We start from the raw sequence: 22,477 nt of genomic DNA on the forward strand, positions 1-22,477 counted from the left end.
AAAAATAGACTTACCTAGAGTGGGGCAAGTATAATTAAGAGAGTATGCTGAGAGTGAGAGGAGAATGGTTGATGACGCTTCAGATAGGCATTGTTGGTACAGGCTGGTTTGGTATGATGCATGCAGAAAAGCTCTCTAAAATCGAAGGGGTGAAGGTAGCAGCCTTTTGTGCTACAAACAAGCAAAAAGCAGAGCGAGCAGCACAACAATTTCACGGTGCAGAGGGCTATAGCTCTATTGATAATATGCTTGATGCACATAAGCTCGATGCCGTTTATGTATGCGTTCCTCCCTTTGCGCATGGAGGAATTGAGAGCGCTTTAACGGAAAGAGGCATTCCTTTTTTGGTGGAGAAGCCACTTGGAGTAGATGAGGAAATACCGTCTGCTATTTTGGAGGGAATTCAGGATAAGGGGCTTATTACATCAGTCGGATACCATTTCCGTTATATGGACAGTACGGATCGTGCAAGAGAAATTCTTCGCGAGCGTGAAATTGGAATGGCGCTTGGCTATTGGATGGGCTCCATGCCTGGCGTAGGCTGGTGGAGAAAAATAGAAGGATCTGGCGGGCAATTCGTCGAGCAAACAACACATATCGTTGATTTGCTTCGTTATACGCTTGGAGAAGTAAGCGAAGTATATGCTGCCTATGGGCAGCGCATTATGGGGAAAGTTGAGGAGGGTGTATCCGTTCCGGATGTAGGTTCTGTTACACTTAAGCTTACATCAGGTGCTGTTGCCACAATCAGCAATACCTGTGCTATTCCCGCAGGAGACCGCTCAGGGCTCCATATTTACACAAATAAAGGCGTTCTGGAGCTTGGACATGACCGCTTGCTGGATATACAGGCGGGACGTAAAACGGAATATGCAAATAGGACTAATCCATATGAGTTGGAAAACGAGGCTTTTCTGCATGCGATTAAAACAGGTGACACCTCGAGAATCCGTTCTAGCTATGCGGACGCATGGCAGACGCATAGAGTGACGATTGCCGCTAACGAGTCGGCTCTCTCAGGCTTGCCGGTTAAGCTTTAAGCAAAACCTATGTGAAAAAAGTAAAAAGTCCGCTTACAGAGATCCAGGGTCTCTGCAAGCGGACTATTGTTAATCCATTATCCTTTTGAATGGTTACGTTTTCGACGTGAGAGCCCATCGACCTCGACTGTTTCTTGATGGGAAGATTGTAATGCATGAGGGAGGGGTTTGGACTTCTTTTTGCTGGAGCGGCTTCCTCTTGAAGTTGAATTATCCGCAACAACCTCTTTCGAGTTCCGCGCATTCAACAAATCGCCGGTCCAACCTTTCTTCCACAGCCAAATATATATTAAGACCGTAATGACCACAATAATAGTCATCATTCCAGTAAATCCCCATTCATATTTCTCCCATGGCAACTTATCGAAATTAGATCCCCAGATAGCCCCAGCTACAGTGGAAGGTAGGAACATGACAGTGAATATCGTTAATGTCTTCATAATATCATTGCCTCTGAAACTGGCGATTGCTTCATCCATGGACAAAAGTGTATCAATTTCATGGGTGTAATGCTGAAGCAGCATATCAATGCGTTCCAGCTTATGGGTAAAGCGTTTGAAGCCATTCATTTCAGTTAACTCTTCCATAAAAGCTTCCTTGGCTGCACCATGAAGCTCACGCACAGGAATAAAGAGATGACTCCAATGCAGCAGCTCGTAGCGACGCTCAAAAATATCATTGAGCAGTCCTGTTCGATTTTTTCTACGCATGGAGGTTTCTAGGTCTCCCAAACGACTTTCAAAGCCATCTAATCCAGTATGGAAGGGTCTCAGAAGAATACTGATCATAACAAAAAAAGCTTCTTGAGCTGTATCGCAATTATTGAGTTTGACTGTATGCTCCTCGGATTGAAGACGCATAGCAGAACGCAAATCATCCTGCATGGTAATGATTTTGTTCTGCGATAGCCAGAAATGAAGAGGCTGAACATCCGTTTGATCTTCCGATATTTGAATCATCAATGTGCCGCAGAGTATTTGGTCATGAGGAGGAAATCCTCTAATGGCTATATGATTAGTCCTTCTGCCAGAACATTCGTCGATCCAAGTAGCGCTCTCAGGAAATAGACGCTTCTGTTCTTCCTTAAGTTCTTGTGAGGTTTCTATTTCTTTCTTGGATGCTGCTTTGCTCGCTCGCTGTTCTTCATGCGGGGCAGTCGTTTGTTTCACGCTGTCTTTCCTACTCGGCAAAGGCTCTTGCCTAACAGATTGCCCCCTAGCTTGCTGCAGAACATGCCATTCCCACCCTGCGGGATAGCGAAGCATTCGATGAACCATCGCTTTGCCTCCTGCTTGTCCGATTTTCCAATATATATTCCTCCATCATACCCCGAACTTCCTTGTTGAGCAACCTGTGCTTTGCAATAGAGAACCGTTTCATACTTTCATACTATATTCAAACAAAAACCGACTTATTCCGTCAAAATAGGGCATACCAAGCTTAGCATGTGCGCTTGCTGTGGGAAATAGATTAGAACCGCTGCTTATGTAATCATTAATTGCACATGTAATGCATTGCAGGAGGGGAATAACATGGCAAGAAAGATTGGTATTTTTGAAACGGAACAAGGGGCGATAAACGCTATCAAGCAGCTCGAGGAAGCGGGATTTGTACCAGGTGAGCTACGAGTGCTGGCGAAGGATTCCGAGCATTCCAGACGAATAGAATCCGAAAGCGATGTGCATGCTGATGAGCTGCGTGAATTAGAGGATGTCTCGGATCATCCTGATGGATTTCAAAGCATTGGTATGATTGGTGCAGCCGGATATAACGGGCTTGGTGTAACGGCTGCTATTCCTGGCTATGCCAATTCACCATATATGGGTGGAGCCTTTCCACTGTTCGGCTCTGTATTTTTCGGTGATAATGGTCACGAAAATACATTGCAAAGGCTGGGACTCGACCATGAAGAAAGTCAAATTTGCAGCTCAGCTTTGCAAAGCGGAGCGTTGGTCGTAATTGTAGAAACCGATGAGAGCAAGTCACTAATGGATATAGAGGGCGGCCCTGATTTATCGAGACTTGGTACAGCTGAGTCCGTATTTCGTGAATGCAATGCCTCGAAGATTGTATCAGGCTCCTGATCCTAAATGGTATAAAAAGCGGTCAATAAAGCGCTTGTTCATGCTCTCCGTACTACTATGAAATGTTATGAAGCAGTACGGAGATTTTTTGTAGCGACTTAACTAAATGAGTGATGGGCTACACATTAGCCAGTGATTTGCGATCCAGCTTAACGATATCAGCCAGTGGATGCTCCTTGCCTATAATGAGATCGCGAAGGATATTGGCTGCGAGCATGCTGTAGACCGTACCGTTACCTCCATAGCCTAAGCAATAATAGACATTTTTCCAAGCTGGATCTTTGCCTATAAAGGGCAGTCCATCACAGGATTCACCAAAGGTAGCGCTCCATTCAAATTGTATCGGTGCCGTCAGCTCTGGGAAAAGAGCTTGAAGCGAATCCAAAAGCTTCTTGCCTCTGCTATGCCGCCCTTGCTCGCTGTGCAGCGGCTGTTCTTCATCCTCGTCCAGCCCGCCAGCTACGACACGTCCATCTACAGTAGTCCGTAAATACAAATAAGGACGGGCTGTTTCCCAGACCATGGTTCCTTCATACCAGCTTTGAATATTTGGCTGTACCTCCGTAACGATTGCATAGGAACGGTTGATATCCGCTTTAATCAGCTTCCCTCGAAGCTCCTCAGGCTCATAGCCGATCGCATAGACGACATGCTCGGCCTCTATTTCAAAACCATCCTTTGTTCGCAAGAGATGATACCCATTAGGCAGCGTTATATGTTCAACAACATCCGTTTCCTCATGGATCTGCAGACCTTTCCGAACAGCGGCATCGGCAAGGCCCGACACGAATTGGAAGGGATTAATCTCTGCATCACCATGCGTGATGATAGCTCCTGCTTTGCGGAAAGGAAAATGCTCCTCTATCTCATTTGGCGACAAAAATTCAGCAGAGAGACCGCATGCTTTCATGGCTTCATATTCCTTCTGTAACTTAGGCAGGTCCGATTCATCGGTAGCATAATAAAGACTGTTTCGTTTAATAAATCCGACATCAACAGGAAGCTCAGCTGCAAGAGCGCCAAGCATATCAATTGCATCTGCACATGATTTATAGAAGAATTGTGCATCCTGCTCCCCGATTTGATCTATGAGATCGCAGAGCATGATATCGTTTGAAAATTGGAGTAATCCGGTATTGGCGGAGGTGCTGCCGCCGGCAACCTGACCGCGCTCCAGTATGACGGTTGAAAGACCGCTTTTAACAAAAATCATACTGCAAATCGTACCGGACATGCCTCCTCCAATAATGGCTACCTGTGTTTTTTTATTTTGCTTTAAGGGCTCATAGTTTTTCGTGTTGCTTAACGTACTCGGCCAAAATAGGCTGCCCGTATGCAGCTCTTTCATAATTATCACTCCCTAGCTTAGTATTACCCCAAATTTTAAAAATGAAGCTAGGGAAGTCATAAAATGAATGCTAATTTACTTGCGTGTATGATGAGGATGTTACTTTGGAGGAATTACTCGCCTAAGCTTCTCATTGCATCGCGATATGCACTTGGAGATTGTCCATGCAGCCGTCGAAATTGCTTAGAGAAATAGAGGGCATCTTGTAAACCGACTGAGGCGGAAATCTGTTCAATCGTAAGCTCCGGACGATCGCGAAGCATTTGGCGGGCTTTATCAATGCGCAGCTTTAAGAGAAAGGTGACAGGGGATAGACCGGTTCGCTGCTTGAACAGCCGAGACAAATAGGCACGGTTATAGCCGAGTGATTCCGCCATTTGTTCGATCGAAACAGGATGAGCGTATTGCGTTGATAAATAATGAACCACTTGTTGAAGCAAATGATCGCTCTCGGAATGACCCGTTCGATCAGAGCTTTCGTCAGCTGCATCAAGCAAAGCTTTGTATTGAGCCAGCAACAAATGCAAATAACCTACAGCCTTCATATCTGCTGCTGCACCCCCATGGCGGAAGGTCTCATAGATTTGCCGGAACAACGCGCTGGCGCGACGTTTATCCGCAGTGAAGACGACCTGCTGCTCTCTTGTAAATCCTGCCGCAGCAACAAGCTCAGAAGAGAGTGAACCACTGAAGGCTACCCAGCGATAGCGCCAGGGCTCAGCGGGATCTGATTCATAGCTGATCAACTGCTCCGGTTCGATGAGGAAAGTGTGTCCCGCGGATAGAGCATGTGTTTTCCCGTCACAGCTGAACGTGCCCTTTCCTGCAAGGACGATGTGCATTAAATAGAAATCGTATACCTTTGGTCCGAGTCGGTGGAGAGGCTTCGTCTGACTCTCTCCTGCAAACCATACTTTCAAATAGCCCTCATCGCCTTGCGTGATGACGGGATTAGAAGCTACCGTATACATATCCTGCTGCAATTTACTTTACACCTGCTTCATATTAGAATGATAGGGTTATCGTTTGTAATGTTTTAACTATAATACCATGTCCATCTACAAAGCGAAAAGTCACATTAATCCATACAAAAAGCACTTATCGCCATTTTGTTTTGAACCTTGTTACTCTATACTGAAGTTGTACTTAGAAACCACTAAATATGAAAAAAAGGAAAGTGATAGCAAATGGCAAACATCCAAGAGCTGACACAGCAATTTATAAATCAATACGGCGGAGAAGCTGGCGACATCGCTGTTTTCCATGCTCCAGGCCGCGTTAATCTCATCGGTGAGCATACCGACTATAACGGTGGATATGTTTTCCCAGCTGCATTAACATTTGGAACAACTTTGCTGATTCGCAAACGTTCTGACAAACAACTTGGTCTTGCAACGACAAATTTCCCTGCATCTAAGCAATTTTCATTGGAAACCATCGTTTATGATGAGGCTGACGACTGGATGAACTATCCGAAGGGCATTGTGAATGAATTGCAGCAAAGCGGCATCATATTCAAAAATGGCTATGACCTGCTCTACCATGGTGAAATTCCGAATGGTGCCGGCTTATCTTCTTCTGCTTCTATTGAGGTTGTAACGGCTTACGCGCTGCAAACGCTCGAGGGACTCGAAGCAGATACAGTGAAAATCGCATTGCTTGCACAAAAATCCGAAAATGAGTTCAATGGCGTTAAATGCGGCATCATGGATCAATTCGCTGTTGCAAACGGCAAAAAAGATCATGCTATTCTATTAATGTGCGACACGCTCCAGTATGAGCTGGTACCATTTGATTCCGGAAGCTATAAGCTTGTTATTGGCAACACGAACAAGCGCCGCGGCCTTGTAGACTCTGCTTACAATGAGCGTCGCAGCCAATGTGAGCAAGCGGTAAAGGAACTGCAGGCGGCATTTCCAGAGCTTACACTGCTCGGTCAACTTACGCTGGAGCAATTCAACTCAGCTAAGCATTTGATCAAAGACGAAATCGTTCAAAAACGCGCACAGCATGTTGTTGAGGAAATTGATCGCGTACTGCAATCCATCAAAGCGCTTCAAGGAAATGATTTGGTGCAATTCGGTCAGCTTATGAATGGGTCGCATGATTCGCTTCGTGATCTATATGAAGTAACAGGCGCTGAGCTTGATGCTATGGTTGCAGCGGCACGTCAAATTGATGGTGTGCTTGGTTCGCGTATGACAGGTGCCGGCTTTGGCGGCTGCACAGTATCCCTTGTGCATGAAGATAGCGTAGAGACCTTCCAAACGGAGGTAGGTCGTAAATACAAGGACGAAACGGGCTTAACGGCAGACTTCTATGTATGCACCATCGGTAATGGCGTAGAACGTCTCGTATAGGAGCTGCATTCGCAACATCATTTTTGAAAATGGAGAGGGGAAATTAATTATGGCAGTACTCGTAACAGGAGGAGCAGGCTATATTGGCTCACATGCTGTAGCAGCGTTGAATGAGCGCGGCGAGGAGGTTGTAATCATTGACAACCTTCAGCAAGGACACAGGGAAGCGGTGCTCGGAGGCAAGCTTTATGAAGGCGACCTTCGTGATGCGGATTTCATGGATACCGTATTCCAAGAAAATGAAATTGACTCAGTTATTCATTTCGCTGCGAATTCACTCGTTGGCGAGAGCATGAAAGAACCAGGGAAATATTATCACAACAATGTATTTGGTACATTGTGCTTGCTTGAGAAAATGAACCAGTACGGCGTTCGCAAAATTGTATTCTCATCAACAGCTGCAACGTATGGTGAGCCTGAAAATGTGCCTATCGATGAGTATGATCGTACATTGCCAACGAATGCTTACGGCGAAACGAAGCTGGCCATGGAAAAAATGATGAAATGGTTTGATGTAGCTCACAGTATCAAATATGTTGCTCTGCGTTATTTCAATGCTGCAGGTGCGCATGAGAGCGGTAAAATCGGTGAGGACCATAATCCGGAAACGCATCTCATCCCGATTGTGCTGCAAGCTGCGCTAGGACAACGTCCACATATCTCCGTATTCGGAGAGGACTATAATACACCGGACGGCACATGCATTCGCGATTACATCCACGTAAGCGATTTAGCTGATGCGCATATTCTCGCAGTTGACCGCCTTCGCGGCGGCGCGGATAGCGCTGTTTACAACCTTGGTAACGGAACAGGATTCTCTGTAAAAGAAGTTATTGATATCGCTCGCAGCGTAACAGGAAGAGAAATTCCTGCTGTTATGGAAGCCCGTCGTTCTGGCGACCCTGCCATACTGGTTGCTTCCTCTGACCGTGCTCGTCAAGAGCTGGGATGGAATCCGAAGCGCAGCAAGCTTGAGGATATAATCAAAAGCGCTTGGGGCTGGCAAGAAGCCAATCCAAATGGCTATAACGGCTAAAGAGCAATCTGTTTAAGTGGAAGGAGCTTCATCTCATGGCAATTGAACAACAAACATCATCAGCAAACGATGCTTTGCTTCTTATAGAAAGACTGCTGCAATTTGCGAAACAGCGAGAAATGCTGGGGGAGCTTGATCTTATAGCGTCTCGCAATTCACTTCTAGATTTATTCCAGCTTGCTGAGCCGTACGAGGGATTAGTGCCTGTGGAGGCGTTAGATAGTGCAGTAGAGCTGCTTGAGCCATTGCTTGATTATGGCTTTGTAATCGGACTTATTCCGGATAATATCACAACGTACCGCGATTTGCTTGATGCTCGAATCATGGGTTTGCTTCTGCCGCGTCCATCGGAAGCAGCAGCCGCTTTTGAGAGAAAAGCGAATCAAGAGGGCATTATGGAAGCGACAAACGCCTTCTATAAACTAAGCGTAGATTCCAATTATATTCGGATGGACCGCATTAGAAAAAATAAATATTGGCTTCAAGAAACGGAATACGGCGATCTTGAAATTACCATTAATTTATCCAAGCCCGAGAAGGATCCAAAAGAAATAGCGCTGCTCAAAACGCTCCCGCAGTCTAAGTATCCGAAAAGTCTGCTGAGCATAGCAAACGTTGGTTATGCCGGTCGGGCAGATCATCCAGCTAGGCAAAATCTTCGTGTTGTGCCGCTCACTTTGCAAGGAGAACAATGGTTTTTTCAATACTCTCCTTACGTTTATTACAATGAGCACAGCATAGTATTCAAGGGCGCAGATGATCCTATGGTCATCACGCATACATCCTTTGCAAGACTGTTAGATTTCGTTGAAGCATTCCCGCATTATTTTATTGGTTCTAATGCTGATTTGCCTATTGTCGGCGGATCGATTTTGACCCATGATCACTACCAGGCGGGACGTCATGTCTTTCCAATGGAAAAGGCGCCAGAAGAGACGTCATTTATTGATCCTGAGCTACCAAATGTTCGCTTCAGCATTATAAAGTGGCCAATGTCCGTTGTACGGGTTAACGGCAGCTCCAAAGCTGCTGTGCACAGCGCAGCGTGCCGACTGCTTGATGAGTGGCGTGTTTATAATGACGCGTCCTCTGATATATTAGCTTATACGGAGCAAGCTGATGGTTCGCTTACATCGCATAATACAATTACGCCGATTGCAAGATTGAAGGATAACGGTGAATATGAATTCGATTTGGTGCTGCGCAACAATCGCACGAGCGAAGAGCATCCGGACGGTATATACCATCCGCATCAGCATTTGCATCATATTAAGAAAGAGAACATTGGACTAATTGAGGTCATGGGTCTGGCTGTATTGCCGGGACGTCTCAAGGAGGAGCTGGAGCAAATTGCTGCTTACTTGACTGGTGCTTCAATTGGTGCAGAAGAGCTTCTTAGTGAAGACCATCCCCTTCATAAGCATGCTTCATGGGTATCAGCTCTAATCGAGCGATATGGAACTGCCCTCTCAGATGAGCAAGCAAGGATTACAGTTGAGTCTGAGGCGGGTGGAAAGTTTCTTGAGGTGCTAAAAGATGCGGGCGTGTATAAACGTACAGCAGACGGAGCAGCAGCATTTGAGCGGTTCTTAGCATCAATCGGGCTTCAGAAGAGTGAATAAAGCAGAAACCTCCAAGTGCGCTCGCATAAAGCGTATTAACGGAGGTTCTTTTTTTATGTTTTTTTCGTAAAAGTAATCACAATCATTACGAATGAAATATATTTATTTGTAAACCGCCGAAATTTATGGTATTTTTTTATAGAATAAATAAAGACGAAGATTTATTAATTTATATGGTTTTAAACTATTATCGGAGGGGTCAAAATGTCCGAAAAAATGCTGCCGCTAGATGACTTTCTACAGCTAAGCACAGATGAGCAAGTAGAGAAGCTAAAGCGTTGGAAGATGGATTACACGCTGAAAGATATTAGGGAGGCTTGGAATTTCAAGCATTCCGCGCAATACTACATGCTGCTGAAAAAGCTGCGGATCTATGAAAGAGTCGTGAACAAGTCAGACAAGTTTTATCCTGTACAAGAGCATGCATTAACACCAGCTAATTCAGGCGGAGAGCGCGGCTGGAGAGGGCAGGGCGGATATAGCGACCGTAAGCCTCCGGCAGATAGCTTTGATTATCAGTTGAATACAACGCTTAGCGGACCCGAGCTTGCAGATAAGCTTGAGAGAATCGCACATTTTCTTAAAGGCGAACTTAAGAACGTAACGATTAAACTTTCGATCGAAGCTGCCGAGGTTCAAGAAGAGGAACAAGAATAGCGTATTTACACAAAAAAACCGAGTTCGGCTAAAATGCCCGAACTCGGTTTTTCATTCCATATCATGCTATTATCAACGAAAACTCTAGATATATTTGTAAAAAGTTAATTTATCGAATTTCGAAAATAAATGTCTGATTATGGAATAAAATGTTGAATATAACGTTTTGTTAAGTATTGCGTAATTTACCCAGCTCGGATACGAGAGCTTCAACCTCGCTAATGCTGAATTTATCTTTAGCCGCAACAACTTCATAGAGCTCGCGTATATCCTCGTATTGATTGATATCGAAATGAGAAGCCTGCATGGCAGCAGCTGAAGCCATTTTTAGTTTGGTCTTGATTACATCAATCATAAACTCTACATTTTCTTTTGTTTGTAATTGTAAATTCGTCATGGGATGCCTCCTAAAATTATTGCGATCCGAACTGGCATCGTAAGTTTCGTCTTATTCATAAGCCTTTACTTTGATGCAATTGTATCATGTTTCATTCCGAGATGACCACAAATTGAACAGGTACTTAAAATTGGATACAATTGAAAGAAGCGATAATCGCAAATAGATAACGCAAGGATCGGCAGGTGCGGGAAACGGAACAGCTAGTGGAAATGGGAATGAAGCAATTTCTAGAATCGATCGCCGCAGCGCATCAAGATCGCGGGCAAATTGTATTTATGTGTATAGGAACAGATCGCTCTACCGGTGATTCTTTCGGTCCTCTTGTGGGTACTATGCTGCAAGAGCGGGGCTGGAGAGATGTTATTGGGACACTAGAGAAGCCTTGTGATGCTCACGCGGTTGAACATGAAATAAGGAATGTTAGAGATCATGCAATTGTTATTGCTATTGATGCTTGCTTAGGCAAGCCGAAATCGGTGGGGCAATTTCTTGTGACGGATGGTCCATTGCAGCCTGGAAAAGCGATTGGCCGCAGGCTGCCGGCTGTTGGACATTATAGTATTGCGGGCGTAGTCAATGCAAATGGACCTAAAGCATATTGGATGCTGCAAACCACGTCGCTTTACCATGTCATGGGAATGGCAAAAGAGCTTGTGGACGCCATAGACGAGGCATGGAATAAGAGTGTGAATGTAACGATTATCGAGAATTAATTCCAACAAATTTGAATGATGAAGAGGAGAGTGCAGATGATGACAGGAGGAGCAGCAATGAATAAAAGCTCGATCGCACAGCGGAAGATGTTTTTGGATAACGGTGTTGAGCTCGCTTATTATGATTCCCATCCCGTGGATGGCGGCGCTGAGGATGGCATTACTGAGGTCGTGGTGTTGCTTCATGGCTACTGCGGCAGCTCGGCTTATTGGGATCATATTGCAGAAGATCTGGAACAATCGGTACGGGTCATTGCACCTGATTTGCGCGGACATGGTCGAAGCAGTGCTCCGATCTATGAAGCTTATACGATGGAAATGTATGCAGAAGATATTGCTGGCATGCTAATAAAGCTGCAAATTCACAATGCGGTTCTGCTAGGGCACTCCTTGGGCGGATACATTGCTTTAGCATTCGCAGAGAAATTTTCCAAGAAGCTGTCCGGTTTTGGGCTTATTCATTCAACAGCTCTTGAAGATAGCGAAACAGCGAAACAAAACAGAGATAAAGCGGTTGAAACCCTTCAGCAAACTGGTGTTCAAGCTTTCGTAGACGGCCTAGTGCCAAAGCTGTTTGCAGCAGCTAGTCTCCAATCTATGCCGAAAACCGTTGAGGAAGTAAAAGGAATCGGTTATGCGACGTCACTGCAAGGAGCTATGGCAACAGCAAGAGGAATGAAGGTTAGAATGGATCGCAAGCATGTTATTGAACAATCAGATCTCCCTGTGCTGCTAGTATCAGGAGCGAATGATGGCGTGATTCCATCGGACAGCACGTTTGCCGCAAGTAATGGATCAACGGAGAAGGTTGTACTGGAAACCGCTGGACATCTGGGAATGATGGAACAGCCAAAGGAACTGACCGCAGCTATTTTGAAATTTGTGAAATCCAAGCAGTAACAGCTAGGGGGGAATCATTTGTTTCAACGTGATTATTTCATGAGAATGATAGAGCAAATGACCGAAGCGGTTGGACAAATTATGAATTTGCGGCGTGAGCGCAAGCAAGAAGAGGCGCTGCTCGTCATTGATGATTTGCTGGATAAGCGCTTTCGATTAAGCAGTAAATTGATTCGCTCCTTATCCGATGAGGATTTAATGAAGGTCATGACGACGAATGGCATTCTTGAGACCGATCAAATGAGTGCGATAGCCGTATTGATCAGGCATGAAGCAGAGCTGAATGATGAGCTTGGCCGAGAGGATGAGAGCTTCTCCTCTTATGTAAAGTCGCTGCATTTATTTTTACGCTTGTCACTGGCAGGTGCAGAGCCTATTATGGTAAAACCGCGTGACCAAATTCAGGAGCTGTTGGTTCTGCTTCAACCTTATGAGCTGCCTGTATCGACCAAACGACTCCTTATGGAGTGGTATGAAGACGAAGCACGCTTTGATTTGGCTGAAAATATGATGCACGAGCTGTTGGATGACAGCCTCCTTCGCATGGAGGAAGCCGCTGACATCTATAGACGCATGCTGCTTCTAAGCGATGAGAAATTAGAATCAGGCGGTCTGCCGCGTGAAGAGGTCCTGCAAGGGCTTGAAGCTCTTACAGGACCAACAGAAAATATAAAAGCGTAAGCAACTGAAGTAGGGCTCATTCACAAAAGCATATGCTTCAGAAGCAAGCTTTGCTTCACAAAAATTTTTAGAATGAAGGTAGAGCATGATTGAACAATGGCAGCAAGATATTAGTAACTGGATGAGCAACGGAGAGCTGCAGCAAGCAACTCTGAGTCAGCTTCGACGCAAGGACGGAGAAGCATCTCCCAAAACAATCATTCGTCCTATTCAACTAAAGAATGGGCTTCACTATCAATTTGAGTATCATTACGCTAATAAGGTGACGCATGATAATATTCCGGAGGGACAGGCATCAGAGCGTATGATTGACCTGCTTCAGGAAAACTATCGTCAAGCGCTTCTGAAAACGACAGAAGCTGACGTTCAGCTTCTGTTCAACAAGAAAGGGAAGGCTGCTGTTTTAACCAAGCCCCCTACCGGCAATGCGCGAGGAGCGAACTTGCAGCATAATCGGCAAAAGCAGCGAGTGCTAGAGGAGGGCAAAGCAGCGCCATTCCTAGTTGAGCTGGGCATTATGACTAAGGACGGTCTCGTGCATGCGAAGAAGCAGGATAAATACCGCCAAATCAATCGCTTTCTAGAGATGGTTACAGATGTGCTTGCTTATCTGCCTACTGATCGAGAGCTTACGATTGTTGATTTCGGTTGTGGGAAATCCTACTTGACGTTTGCGCTCTATCATCTCCTAGCTATTGAGCAGCAAAGGAAAATTAATGTGATCGGTCTTGATCTAAAAGCTGATGTTATAGCGTTCTGCTCGGAGCTTGCAGAAAAACTTCATTACGACAAGCTCCAATTTCTTGTCGGCGATATCGCCGATTACGAAGAGCTGCAGGCGGCAGATATGGTTGTCACGCTTCACGCTTGTGATACAGCAACTGATGCTGCGCTTGCGAAGGCAGTAAATTGGGGAGCATCGGTTATTATGTCAGTCCCATGCTGTCAGCATGAGCTGTTCCGCCAGGTAAGCAATGATGTGCTTTCGCCGATCTTGTCTCAAGGTCTGTTAAAAGAACGATTCGCTGCGCTTGCAACCGATGCTGCGCGAGGAACCTTACTTGAGGTGCTGGGATATAAAGTGCAAATGCTGGAATTCGTTGATCCTGAGCATACGCCTAAAAATCTGCTTATTCGAGCTGTGCGATCTGAAAAGCAGCAACAGCCTTCTATGAAAAAGTGGGAGCAATACGAGCAATTCCGTCAATTTCTTAACATTTCACCATCATTAGAACAAATGTTATCGCAACACTTTCCTAACCAGATGAAATAATGGTAATATGTGGAGTAGTAGGCTGCAGCTGATTAAGATGGTTGCAGCCGTTTACTCTTTTGTCTCGAAATAGGCAATTGTCGATAGATTTAACATTTGTTACAATGGAAGAAGATGGCTTTTGAACGGATGGGTGAACCCTATTGGAATGGATGATCTGGCTAGATTTTTCTATGTTTCTAGTACTACTAGGTTTATTTTTTTACGTTCTGGCTTCAAGCTCTGTTACGATACTGCATCGGATTTATTTATTACTGCATTTAGTATTTATGATCTGGCCTCTTTTTCAATTTATTTCACAAACAGCCTCTTCAAACCCGTATAGGCTTTTTTATTTAACCGTTTCTTATGTAGGCTTATCCCTTCAAGGGGTAGGTTGGTTTGTGTTTATCGTTTTCTTAACTGGACAGTCTTATGTCATACGAAAGTTTCGTATATTCCTTCTATCAACGCCGGCGCTCCTTTCGGTGGCAGCAGTAGTTATTAATCCAAACGGCATGTTTATGAAAATTAATGATCAGTATGATTCCCTTAAGCAGCTTCAGCACGGACCGCTATTTTGGTTTATGATCTCACAGTTGCTAGCTTACATGGCTGTTTCCGTTGTCATTATGATGTATAAGCTGCGGGGAGAAGAGTCTGTTAGACAAAGAACCTTGGTCAAAACGGCACTAACCGGTATATTTGTGCTTTTACTATTTTCTGCTGGTGATTTGGTCACTAATGTATTATTGATTCATTTAATTTCCCGTTATATTCCGCTTATATCTGTTGGGATGGCGTTTGTAGCTGTATATCTGGTTTACGCGATCGGTCGTAACAAGGTGTTTGACATTATTCAAACGGTTCAACGCGACGTAACGAACACGATGTCAATGGGTCTTATCGTTTTAGATGAAAACGATATCATTATTGAGGTAAATAAGGCGATAAAACCTTTGATCAGGCTTCGGATCGGCGATAAGTTCAATCCTGCAATCATCGCTGCTCAATTCAAGGGAGATACGGGAAGAGAGTTTTCGGCGTTTTTCGAGGCGCTGCGCAAACGTCCTCTGGATCAGCTTGAGTTTGAGATTGGAATCGACTTAGATGGATATCGTCATTTTATTGTGCATTCCGCTCCAATTTTAAATGGTAAGAAAACATTGGTTGGCCGCCTGCTTACCTTCCAGGATGTAACGGAGCTGCGACTGCTTGTGCAGGAGACAAATATTCAGAATGAACAGCTGCAGGATCGCAATCGCGATTTGCTAATCGTTCAGGATGAGCTGTTTCAAGCTAATAAAAAGCTAGAGCATATGGCGATTACGGATGGATTAACAGGCTGCTATAACCGTCGTTATTTATTGCATCAGTTAGAACAAGAAGTAGTTGCCAATATACGCTATGGCATTCCGTTTTCTATCTTCTTATTTGATCTTGATTACTTCAAAACCATAAATGATCAATATGGTCATTTGGTTGGTGATGAGGTGCTTTGCAGCACGGTTGATGCTGTTCGCAGCAAGCTTAGGCTGACTGATGTATTGGCTCGCTATGGCGGCGAGGAGTTTACGGTGTATTTGCCGCATACGAATCGTGAGCAAGCGGATATTATTGCTGAGATGGTCATGGAATCGGTTGAACAAAATAGGATAGATACTGTTATGGGCGGGAAATCCATAGCTGTGACGATTAGTATGGGCGTTATTTCTATCGAGCATTTCGAGCCTGCTGATCTGGATGACCCCAAAGCTTTTTTAAGAGAATTACTGGCGCAAGCGGATGCGGCTCTGTATGAAGCGAAGTACAATGGGCGCAATCGGATCGTGAAACGTAAATTAGCTTAAACCTGAACGAGATCGTTCAGGTTTTTTTTACTTCTCATTACATAGTAAGTCTGTCCTAGTTCTGATAAAATAGAGGGTATCCGACTGCAAGCGTTATTACATTCAAAGGCGGGAACTAATCTAATGAGAAAAGTACAAATTGGAATGGTCAAGCCTGGTGACAAGGTGGCAAAGCCTATTTTCCAAGAAAACGGAAATGTGCTACTTGGAGAAGGGGTCGAGCTTAATGATCGTTATATTGATCGTTTAAGCATACTAGGCATCGATTTTTTGTTTATCGAGGATGGAACGACAGTGGATCTGATTCCAGAGGATACGATACGAGATGAAACACGAAAGCATGCCGTCGATACCATTTCTAAGACTATGAATTCGTTCAAGGACCAAACCATAACAAGTGGAAGAACTATTGCTCCTGATATGGGCCGAAATTTCCGAGCGGTGTTCGGAGAAATCATGCAGGATCTTTCGGCTAGACCAAATATGCTTGTCAATTTAACGAATATCCATGCGAAGGATGCCTACTTGTTTCAGCATTCTTTTAACGTTGCCGTACTTGCGGGCATTATGGGTATTGCGAAGGGCTTTAATCGAAATCAGTTAGAGGAGCTTGGCATCGGTGCTCTGCTTTTTGATATCGGTATGACGAAAATGCCACAGAAGCTGCTTTCTCATACCGGCGGCCTTTCGTTCGCTGAGCGTGATGTTATTCATACCCATGCCAAAGAAGGCTTTGATATTTTGCGGAAATATCACGACATTTCTATTGTATCGGCTCATTGTGCCTTGCAGCATCATGAACGTTTTAATGGCTCCGGCTATCCACGAGGACTCAAAGAAAACGAAATTCATATGTATGCTCAAATTGTGGGTATAGCAGATACGTTTGATGCACTCACCTCTCCAAGACCTTATCGCAAGCGCTATACGGCAAACGAAGCCATTGAGTTTTTGTTCGCTTCAGGCGGCACGTTTTTTGATTTAGAATTGATTCAGCTTTTCTGTCGACACATCTCTATCTATCCCATCTCGACCTCACTGTTGTTAAGCACGGGTCAGGTAGGGGTTGTATCGGAAAATAATGAGCTTGCGGTGCATCGACCGCGTGTGAGAATTATTATGGAAAAGGACGGATCACAGCCAAAGGAACCATACGAGCTTGAACTCAAGGATGATCTCTATATCACAATAATAAAGGAGCTTTAATGACATGACTTGGGTTCGTTGATCAAGATGACAACGAGTCCTATCCAGCATAAGCGATAGTTTAATATAGCAGATGTAGAGAAGCTCTCGTTCGTTTGGATGCCCCCGGGCGCTTATTAACAAGGAGTCTACCCTTTTAACGGTCATTTTACCGCTGAAAGGATAGACTTCTTTTTTTTGCAATAATAGTAGAGTTGCTTTATCTATGAGAGTGTTTAAGGTAAAATAATGAGAAATAGAGTGAATAGGGATGTGGTTTCATAGATGGGGACATTTCAGCACCACAAGCTGTCGAAGCTGGATGTGTTGCGAAGGGCGCTTTTTATTACGCTCGGTGCAGCACTCGTGTCAGTAGCTCTGGAAATCTTTCTAGTACCAAATCATATTATTGATGGTGGCATAGTAGGTATCTCTATTATGGCATCCTATATTTTGAAAATCCCATTGGGCATTTTTCTATTCGTATTGAATTTACCATTCTTAGTGTTAGGCTATAGGCAGATTGGCAAAACCTTTGCTATTTCAACCCTTTACGGCGTATCTGTTATGTCTATTGGAACAGCGCTGCTTCATCCGGTAATGCCGCTTACGGTTGAGCCGTTTCTCGCTGCTATATTTGGCGGGGTCATTCTCGGTGTCGGAGTAGGTATCGTTATACGTTTTGGAGGCTCGCTTGACGGAACAGAGATTGTTGCGATTCTGTTTAATAAACGAATACCATTCTCGGTTGGCGAAACGGTTATGTTTTTTAATTTCTTTATTCTCGGCAGCGCAGGCTTTGTGTTTGGCTGGGATCGAGCGATGTTTTCGCTTATTGCCTATTACATTGCTTTCAAAATGATTGATATCACCATCGAGGGCTTCGATGAGTCGAAGGCGATCTGGATCATTAGCGAGGAATCAAAGGAAATCGGGGATGCGATTATGAGCCGGCTTGGACGCGGTGTAACTTATTTGCACGGCGAAGGCGGCTTTACTGGCGGCTCGAAACGCGTTATTTTCTGCGTTATTAACAGACTTGAAGAAGCAAAGATGAAGTCGATTGTCACGGAGCTTGATCCGGTTGCGTTTCTCGCGGTCGGCAATATTCACGATGTGAAGGGCGGACGGTTTAAGAAACGGGATATTCACTAATGATGATAATATCATGTATGTGTTGGGATCGTTTTTTGCAGAGATGAGGGTGATTCGACTTTGGATGAGTTTGCAAGTATAGCGCATTGGACGAGAACAAGACAGTCGAATGAATGGCAGGCGCAGCGCGGGGTCGTCATCGGTATCGGTGATGATACCGCTGTTGTTGATCCAGCCGAGGCTGCGGATACGGTTAGCGAGCCGAAGCGGCTGCTGCTGACGGTCGACACGATGGTGGAGACCGTTCACTTTAAGGAGTCGACGATGCGGGACGCGGATGTCGGCTATAAGGCGCTTGCCGCCAACATTAGCGATATTGCCGCGATGGGAGGCGTGCCCTTGCATGCGCTCGTATCGGTCAGCGTGCCGCCCTCGTATACACCGGAGCGGATGCGGAGCGTGTATGATGGGCTGTACGAGTGCGCCGAGCGCTATGGGGTTGCTGTTGTAGGCGGCGATACGACATCGTCGCCGGAGCATTTGGTTGTCGCTGTGACGGTAACGGGAACCGTTGAAGCGGAGCATGAGCTGCGTCGTTCAGGTGCGAAGCCTGGCGATGCTGTGTTTGTGACCGGCGCGACGGGTATGGCGGCGGCAGGGCTGCACGCTTTGCTTGCGCAGGGCAGTGTGAGCGCTGGAGATCATAGCGGTGCGGCGATTGCAAGCTGCAGCGGGATTTCGCTTGCTGAAGCTGAAGCGCTTGTTCATGCGCATCAGCGTCCTAGCCCTAACGTGCGCAGCGGCCGGCTGCTATTGAAACGCGGAAGCTGCCACTCCCTGAATGATGTGAGTGACGGGCTGGCAAGCGAGGCATGGGAAATAGCCGAGGCGTCTGGCTTGCGAGTGGTGCTGAATGAAAGGCTGCTGCCAAAAAGCGGAAGTCTATCAGCGTACGCATCTGCAGTGGGTGCAGATCCGCTGGAGTGGATGCTTTATGGCGGTGAGGATTACGTGTTGCTTGGTACGATGGTTTCTGAGGATGCGGAAGCGGCACGCTTCGCTTTTCATCAGGAAGGCATCCCTTTTTTTATTATTGGAGAAACCGAAGCTGGAGCAGCCGGAGTTGATCTAGTAATCAGTGAACATGTGATGGAAGAACAAGGTTCAAGAGCATTAAGAGGCAAGAGGATCGAGCTGTTGAAACGCGGCTACAATCACTTCTCGTAAATAAGGGTGAAGAGAATGCAATCGGGAACAGGACAAGCCACTTGGCTGGCGCAAACGGAACAGGATACGATTAATTTGGCACAGAAGCTTGCTGCTTGGGCGAAGCCCGGCATGTTGCTGGCACTTGACGGTGATCTTGGAGCGGGCAAAACAAGATTTTCACAAGCTTTTGCAGCAGCCATTGGCGTGCAGGGAATAGTAAATAGTCCAACATTTACGATAATTAAGGAATACGAAGGGGAACAGCTTCCCTTTTATCATATGGATGTATACCGGCTGTCGCTCGAAGAAGCGGACGAGCTTGGTTTAGATGATTATTTTTTCGGTGAAGGCGTGACGATTGTGGAATGGGCGAGCTTGATCAAGGAGCTGCTGCCCGCTGAACGGATGGAGTTGTATATGGAGCATCTTGGCGATGAAGCAAGGCGCATTCATTTGACTGGCTTTGGAGAGCAATATGCCAAGTGGTGCGAAGCGTTGAATGAGATAGGAGAGAACAGATGAGTATAGAGCAAAAGCAACAACCTGGCGTCATACTGGCGCTGGATACTTCTACGGCTTCCATGGCGGCGGCGATTGTAAGAGGTCATGAAGTATTGGCTGAAATTCAATCATTAGCGGAAAGAAATCATTCGGTGCATGTGGTATCGCATGTTAAACAATTGCTGGAGACAAGCGGGATAAGGGATACGGATATCGAAGCGATCGCTGTCGGCAATGGTCCGGGCTCCTATACCGGTATGCGGATAGCCGTAACGGTAGCGAAGACGCTGGCATGGGTATGGGATAAGCCGCTCCTTGGTGTATCCAGCCTTGAGGCGATTGCTTATGGCGCTTGGCATCAAGAGTTGAAAATGAAAATGAGTGAAAATGATTATACAGCAGATAAAACAGGGGAACACTGGGTGCTTCCGATCATGGATGCTAGAAGAGGCCAAGTATACACATCCGGCTTCTCCATTACGAGTGATTCAGAATGGAATCAGTGGGCTGATGACGGCGTGCGTCTGATGAAGGACTGGGTTCAGAGGCTTGCAGAACGATTAGATGGGCTGCCAAAGGGAGCCGTGTGCAGTATTTCATTGGTTGGTGATTTATCTCTGCATGAAGAAGGCGCGGAGAGCTTGAAGAAAGTTGGCGAAGAGGCTGGCATAGCTGTTATATTGCAGCCGTTCGTTCAAGAGGGACGATGGATTGCTGAGCTTGGCCGAGCTAGGCTTGAAGCAGGATTGACCGAGAACCCGCATACTTTTATTCCTAATTATACGCAGTTAACAGAGGCTGAGGTCGTTTGGAAGGCCAAGCAAGCAGGCGGTGCGAAGCCATGACTATAGATGTGAATGAGATTATTTATCGTGCAATGACGCTCGCGGATATTTCAACGATTGTTGAGATCGAGCAGGAAGCATTCACCAGCCCATGGACGACCGAAGCCTTTACAAATGAGCTATTGAATAATATGTTTGCTCGTTACATGGTGATGGAATTAGATGGTGAAGTTATCGGCTACGGAGGCATGTGGGTCATCATGGATGAGGCGCATGTAACTAATATAGCTATTACGGCACAATATCGAGGATTAGGGTTGGGCAATTGTTTGCTGATGGAGCTTCAGCGGACAGCTGTATTTTTTGGCGCTGCAAAAATGACGCTGGAGGTTCGGCCTTCCAACGAGATTGCACAGCGGCTGTATCGTAAATTCGGATTCGAGCCTGCCGGCGTTAGGCCAAAGTACTATTCGGATAATAACGAAGACGCGCTTATAATGTGGGCGGAACTGGACCAAGAGCAGTTGAAGGCAGGGGAGCAATGATTGTGAATCAAATGGAGCAAGCAGCAGGGAATGAGCAGATGGACAGTATTATTCTGGCAATAGAAACAAGTTGTGATGAGACATCAGCCTCGGTCATTCGCGGCGGCAAGCATATTTTATCGAATGTGGTATCCAGTCAAATTGAAATTCATGAGCGCTATGGAGGCGTTGTCCCGGAAATTGCTTCACGGAAGCATGTGGAGTCCATTACGCTTATTATCGAACAAGCGGTAAAGGAATCCGGCCTAACGCTTAAGGATATGTCGGCTATAGCTGTGACGCAGGGGCCAGGGCTTGTCGGGGCGCTGCTCGTCGGAATTGTTGCAGCCAAAAGCTTGTCAATGGCTCTTGATATTCCACTGATTGGCACGCATCATATTGCCGGACATATTTATGCCAATGAGCTGGTTCATGACATTGTATACCCTAGTATGGCACTCGTTGTTTCAGGAGGTCATACAGAATTGGTATTGCTTGAGAGCGAGGGTAATTTCCGTGTGGTCGGCAAAACGAGAGATGATGCGGTTGGGGAAGCTTATGATAAAGTAGCGAGGGCGCTGCACTTGCCATATCCGGGCGGACCGCATATTGATAAGCTGGCTGTCAAAGCGGAGGAAAGCATTGTTCTTCCACGGGCTTGGCTGGAAGCGGGCAGTTATGATTTTAGCTTCAGCGGCTTGAAATCTGCTGTGCTTTCTGTCATAAATCAGACCCGAATGAAGGGACTCGTACTGAATGAAGCAGCCTTAGCACGCGGATTTCAAGAATCGGTGACGGAAGTGCTCGTCACGAAGGCACTGCGTGCTGTTGGTGAATTTGGAGCTAAGCAGCTGCTGCTTTGCGGAGGGGTAGCTGCAAACCGAGGCTTGCGAAAGGTATTAACGGAACGATGCGAATCAGAAAAAATTCCTTTGCTCATACCGCCGAATACACTTTGTACAGATAATGCGGCCATGATTGGCGCAGCAGCACATCTGAAGCTGAAGAGGAAACAATTCACCGATCTCGATCTGAAAGCAGATCCAGGCTTTTCACTAGAGGACTGGTCTGTGAGCAAGCATTCTGAAAATTAATTTCCATTTGTAATTGACAGAATATTTGCTAACGCATATAATAAGCAACAATACTTCAAACTTCATACTAATCAAACGCTAAGAACAGGAATAGTAAAGCTTTATCCGGGAATATCGACAGTCGGGCACAGGATGATGATC

Annotated in this window: 22 protein-coding genes; 18 read left to right on the plus strand and 4 right to left on the minus strand. The window is 45.7% G+C overall.

Features of this window, described 5'->3' with window-relative positions; genetic code table 11:
• The first annotated feature begins 71 nt into the window (after nucleotides 1-71).
• Nucleotides 72-1,040 (plus strand): Gfo/Idh/MocA family protein, encoded by a 969-nt coding sequence (locus AC0YOD_RS23630; RefSeq protein WP_475801794.1) that lies wholly within the window; start codon nucleotides 72-74, stop codon nucleotides 1,038-1,040.
• A 77-nt stretch (nucleotides 1,041-1,117) separates the two neighbouring features.
• Here the strand turns inward: AC0YOD_RS23630 and AC0YOD_RS23635 are convergent, their stop codons facing one another.
• Entirely contained in the window at nucleotides 1,118-2,317 is a 1,200-nt protein-coding gene (locus AC0YOD_RS23635) for a magnesium transporter CorA family protein (protein ID WP_475801795.1), read from the minus strand.
• Nucleotides 2,318-2,572: 255 nt separating this feature from the next.
• On the opposite strand from AC0YOD_RS23635, the gene AC0YOD_RS23640 reads away from it, so the two are divergent.
• Complete coding sequence (locus AC0YOD_RS23640) at nucleotides 2,573-3,124, plus strand: hypothetical protein (protein ID WP_475801796.1); 552 nt, start codon at nucleotides 2,573-2,575, stop codon at nucleotides 3,122-3,124.
• A 118-nt stretch (nucleotides 3,125-3,242) separates the two neighbouring features.
• On the opposite strand, the gene AC0YOD_RS23645 is transcribed toward AC0YOD_RS23640, so the two are convergent.
• A complete protein-coding gene (locus tag AC0YOD_RS23645; RefSeq protein ID WP_475801797.1) occupies nucleotides 3,243-4,472 on the minus strand; it encodes an NAD(P)/FAD-dependent oxidoreductase in 1,230 nt (409 codons plus the stop codon).
• A gap of 113 nt (nucleotides 4,473-4,585) precedes the next feature.
• Entirely contained in the window at nucleotides 4,586-5,443 is an 858-nt protein-coding gene (locus tag AC0YOD_RS23650) for an AraC family ligand binding domain-containing protein (RefSeq protein WP_475801798.1), read from the minus strand.
• Nucleotides 5,444-5,659: 216 nt separating this feature from the next.
• On the opposite strand from AC0YOD_RS23650, the gene AC0YOD_RS23655 reads away from it, so the two are divergent.
• From AC0YOD_RS23655 to AC0YOD_RS23670, 4 genes are all read left to right on the plus strand, one after another.
• Complete coding sequence (locus AC0YOD_RS23655; protein WP_475801799.1) at nucleotides 5,660-6,832, plus strand: galactokinase; 1,173 nt, start codon at nucleotides 5,660-5,662, stop codon at nucleotides 6,830-6,832.
• A gap of 49 nt (nucleotides 6,833-6,881) precedes the next feature.
• Entirely contained in the window at nucleotides 6,882-7,868 is a 987-nt protein-coding gene (gene galE / locus AC0YOD_RS23660; protein WP_475801800.1) for a UDP-glucose 4-epimerase GalE, read from the plus strand.
• Between the two features lie 35 nt (nucleotides 7,869-7,903).
• Nucleotides 7,904-9,490, plus strand: a complete 1,587-nt coding sequence (locus AC0YOD_RS23665; protein WP_475801801.1) for a UDP-glucose--hexose-1-phosphate uridylyltransferase — start codon at nucleotides 7,904-7,906, stop codon at nucleotides 9,488-9,490.
• Nucleotides 9,491-9,694: 204 nt separating this feature from the next.
• On the plus strand, nucleotides 9,695-10,147 hold the full coding sequence (locus tag AC0YOD_RS23670; protein WP_475801802.1) for a hypothetical protein: 453 nt from the start codon (nucleotides 9,695-9,697) through the stop codon (nucleotides 10,145-10,147).
• 169 nt (nucleotides 10,148-10,316) lie between these two features.
• Here AC0YOD_RS23670 and AC0YOD_RS23675 read toward each other — a convergent pair whose 3' ends face one another.
• On the minus strand, nucleotides 10,317-10,544 hold the full coding sequence (locus AC0YOD_RS23675; protein WP_475801803.1) for a DUF1128 domain-containing protein: 228 nt from the start codon (nucleotides 10,542-10,544) through the stop codon (nucleotides 10,317-10,319).
• A 185-nt stretch (nucleotides 10,545-10,729) separates the two neighbouring features.
• Here AC0YOD_RS23675 and yyaC point away from each other — a divergent pair, with 185 nt between their 5' ends.
• The 12 genes from yyaC (at nucleotide 10,730) to tsaD (ending at nucleotide 22,336) form a co-directional block, all read left to right on the plus strand.
• Nucleotides 10,730-11,260 (plus strand): spore protease YyaC, encoded by a 531-nt coding sequence (gene yyaC, locus AC0YOD_RS23680; protein WP_475801804.1) that lies wholly within the window; start codon nucleotides 10,730-10,732, stop codon nucleotides 11,258-11,260.
• Nucleotides 11,261-11,317: 57 nt separating this feature from the next.
• On the plus strand, nucleotides 11,318-12,160 hold the full coding sequence (locus AC0YOD_RS23685) for an alpha/beta fold hydrolase (protein ID WP_475801805.1): 843 nt from the start codon (nucleotides 11,318-11,320) through the stop codon (nucleotides 12,158-12,160).
• 18 nt (nucleotides 12,161-12,178) lie between these two features.
• Complete coding sequence (locus AC0YOD_RS23690) at nucleotides 12,179-12,841, plus strand: DUF6483 family protein (protein ID WP_475801806.1); 663 nt, start codon at nucleotides 12,179-12,181, stop codon at nucleotides 12,839-12,841.
• 85 nt (nucleotides 12,842-12,926) lie between these two features.
• Entirely contained in the window at nucleotides 12,927-14,114 is a 1,188-nt protein-coding gene (locus tag AC0YOD_RS23695) for a class I SAM-dependent methyltransferase (RefSeq protein ID WP_475801807.1), read from the plus strand.
• 173 nt (nucleotides 14,115-14,287) lie between these two features.
• A complete protein-coding gene (locus tag AC0YOD_RS23700; RefSeq protein ID WP_475801808.1) occupies nucleotides 14,288-15,943 on the plus strand; it encodes a histidine kinase N-terminal 7TM domain-containing diguanylate cyclase in 1,656 nt (551 codons plus the stop codon).
• Between the two features lie 123 nt (nucleotides 15,944-16,066).
• On the plus strand, nucleotides 16,067-17,149 hold the full coding sequence (locus AC0YOD_RS23705) for an HD-GYP domain-containing protein (protein ID WP_475801809.1): 1,083 nt from the start codon (nucleotides 16,067-16,069) through the stop codon (nucleotides 17,147-17,149).
• 264 nt (nucleotides 17,150-17,413) lie between these two features.
• Nucleotides 17,414-18,283, plus strand: coding sequence for a YitT family protein (locus AC0YOD_RS23710; RefSeq protein WP_475801810.1), 870 nt, complete (start codon nucleotides 17,414-17,416; stop codon nucleotides 18,281-18,283).
• Nucleotides 18,284-18,343: 60 nt separating this feature from the next.
• Entirely contained in the window at nucleotides 18,344-19,450 is a 1,107-nt protein-coding gene (gene thiL / locus AC0YOD_RS23715) for a thiamine-phosphate kinase (RefSeq protein WP_475801811.1), read from the plus strand.
• Nucleotides 19,451-19,465: 15 nt separating this feature from the next.
• Nucleotides 19,466-19,954 (plus strand): tRNA (adenosine(37)-N6)-threonylcarbamoyltransferase complex ATPase subunit type 1 TsaE, encoded by a 489-nt coding sequence (tsaE, locus tag AC0YOD_RS23720; protein ID WP_475801892.1) that lies wholly within the window; start codon nucleotides 19,466-19,468, stop codon nucleotides 19,952-19,954.
• Nucleotides 19,951-20,778, plus strand: coding sequence for a tRNA (adenosine(37)-N6)-threonylcarbamoyltransferase complex dimerization subunit type 1 TsaB (tsaB, locus tag AC0YOD_RS23725; protein WP_475801812.1), 828 nt, complete (start codon nucleotides 19,951-19,953; stop codon nucleotides 20,776-20,778). The genes tsaE and tsaB overlap by 4 nt, the downstream gene beginning before the upstream one ends.
• Nucleotides 20,775-21,263: a ribosomal protein S18-alanine N-acetyltransferase gene (gene rimI, locus AC0YOD_RS23730; protein ID WP_475801813.1), complete on the plus strand. Its 489-nt coding sequence runs from the start codon at nucleotides 20,775-20,777 to the stop codon at nucleotides 21,261-21,263. Before tsaB ends, rimI begins: the two co-directional genes overlap by 4 nt.
• A complete protein-coding gene (gene tsaD / locus AC0YOD_RS23735; RefSeq protein ID WP_475801814.1) occupies nucleotides 21,260-22,336 on the plus strand; it encodes a tRNA (adenosine(37)-N6)-threonylcarbamoyltransferase complex transferase subunit TsaD in 1,077 nt (358 codons plus the stop codon). Before rimI ends, tsaD begins: the two co-directional genes overlap by 4 nt.
• Nucleotides 22,337-22,477 lie beyond the last annotated feature (141 nt).

The sequence above is a fragment of the Paenibacillus sp. J31P13 genome (assembly GCF_056269295.1).

Excerpts from the sequence above, each read along its gene's own strand:
- AC0YOD_RS23630 (WP_475801794.1), top strand. The coding sequence starts at position 72 with ATGACGCTTCAGATAGGCATTGTTGGTACAGGCTGGTTTGGTATGATG.
- AC0YOD_RS23635 (WP_475801795.1), bottom strand. The coding sequence starts at position 2,317 with ATGGTTCATCGAATGCTTCGCTATCCCGCAGGGTGGGAATGGCATGTT.
- AC0YOD_RS23640 (WP_475801796.1), top strand. The coding sequence starts at position 2,573 with ATGGCAAGAAAGATTGGTATTTTTGAAACGGAACAAGGGGCGATAAAC.
- AC0YOD_RS23645 (WP_475801797.1), bottom strand. The coding sequence starts at position 4,472 with ATGAAAGAGCTGCATACGGGCAGCCTATTTTGGCCGAGTACGTTAAGC.
- AC0YOD_RS23650 (WP_475801798.1), bottom strand. The coding sequence starts at position 5,443 with ATGTATACGGTAGCTTCTAATCCCGTCATCACGCAAGGCGATGAGGGC.
- AC0YOD_RS23655 (WP_475801799.1), top strand. The coding sequence starts at position 5,660 with ATGGCAAACATCCAAGAGCTGACACAGCAATTTATAAATCAATACGGC.
- galE (WP_475801800.1), top strand. The coding sequence starts at position 6,882 with ATGGCAGTACTCGTAACAGGAGGAGCAGGCTATATTGGCTCACATGCT.
- AC0YOD_RS23665 (WP_475801801.1), top strand. The coding sequence starts at position 7,904 with ATGGCAATTGAACAACAAACATCATCAGCAAACGATGCTTTGCTTCTT.
- AC0YOD_RS23670 (WP_475801802.1), top strand. The coding sequence starts at position 9,695 with ATGTCCGAAAAAATGCTGCCGCTAGATGACTTTCTACAGCTAAGCACA.
- AC0YOD_RS23675 (WP_475801803.1), bottom strand. The coding sequence starts at position 10,544 with ATGACGAATTTACAATTACAAACAAAAGAAAATGTAGAGTTTATGATT.
- AC0YOD_RS23685 (WP_475801805.1), top strand. The coding sequence starts at position 11,318 with ATGAATAAAAGCTCGATCGCACAGCGGAAGATGTTTTTGGATAACGGT.
- AC0YOD_RS23695 (WP_475801807.1), top strand. The coding sequence starts at position 12,927 with ATGATTGAACAATGGCAGCAAGATATTAGTAACTGGATGAGCAACGGA.
- AC0YOD_RS23700 (WP_475801808.1), top strand. The coding sequence starts at position 14,288 with ATGTTTCTAGTACTACTAGGTTTATTTTTTTACGTTCTGGCTTCAAGC.
- AC0YOD_RS23705 (WP_475801809.1), top strand. The coding sequence starts at position 16,067 with ATGAGAAAAGTACAAATTGGAATGGTCAAGCCTGGTGACAAGGTGGCA.
- AC0YOD_RS23710 (WP_475801810.1), top strand. The coding sequence starts at position 17,414 with ATGGGGACATTTCAGCACCACAAGCTGTCGAAGCTGGATGTGTTGCGA.
- tsaE (WP_475801892.1), top strand. The coding sequence starts at position 19,466 with ATGCAATCGGGAACAGGACAAGCCACTTGGCTGGCGCAAACGGAACAG.
- tsaB (WP_475801812.1), top strand. The coding sequence starts at position 19,951 with ATGAGTATAGAGCAAAAGCAACAACCTGGCGTCATACTGGCGCTGGAT.
- rimI (WP_475801813.1), top strand. The coding sequence starts at position 20,775 with ATGACTATAGATGTGAATGAGATTATTTATCGTGCAATGACGCTCGCG.
- tsaD (WP_475801814.1), top strand. The coding sequence starts at position 21,260 with ATGATTGTGAATCAAATGGAGCAAGCAGCAGGGAATGAGCAGATGGAC.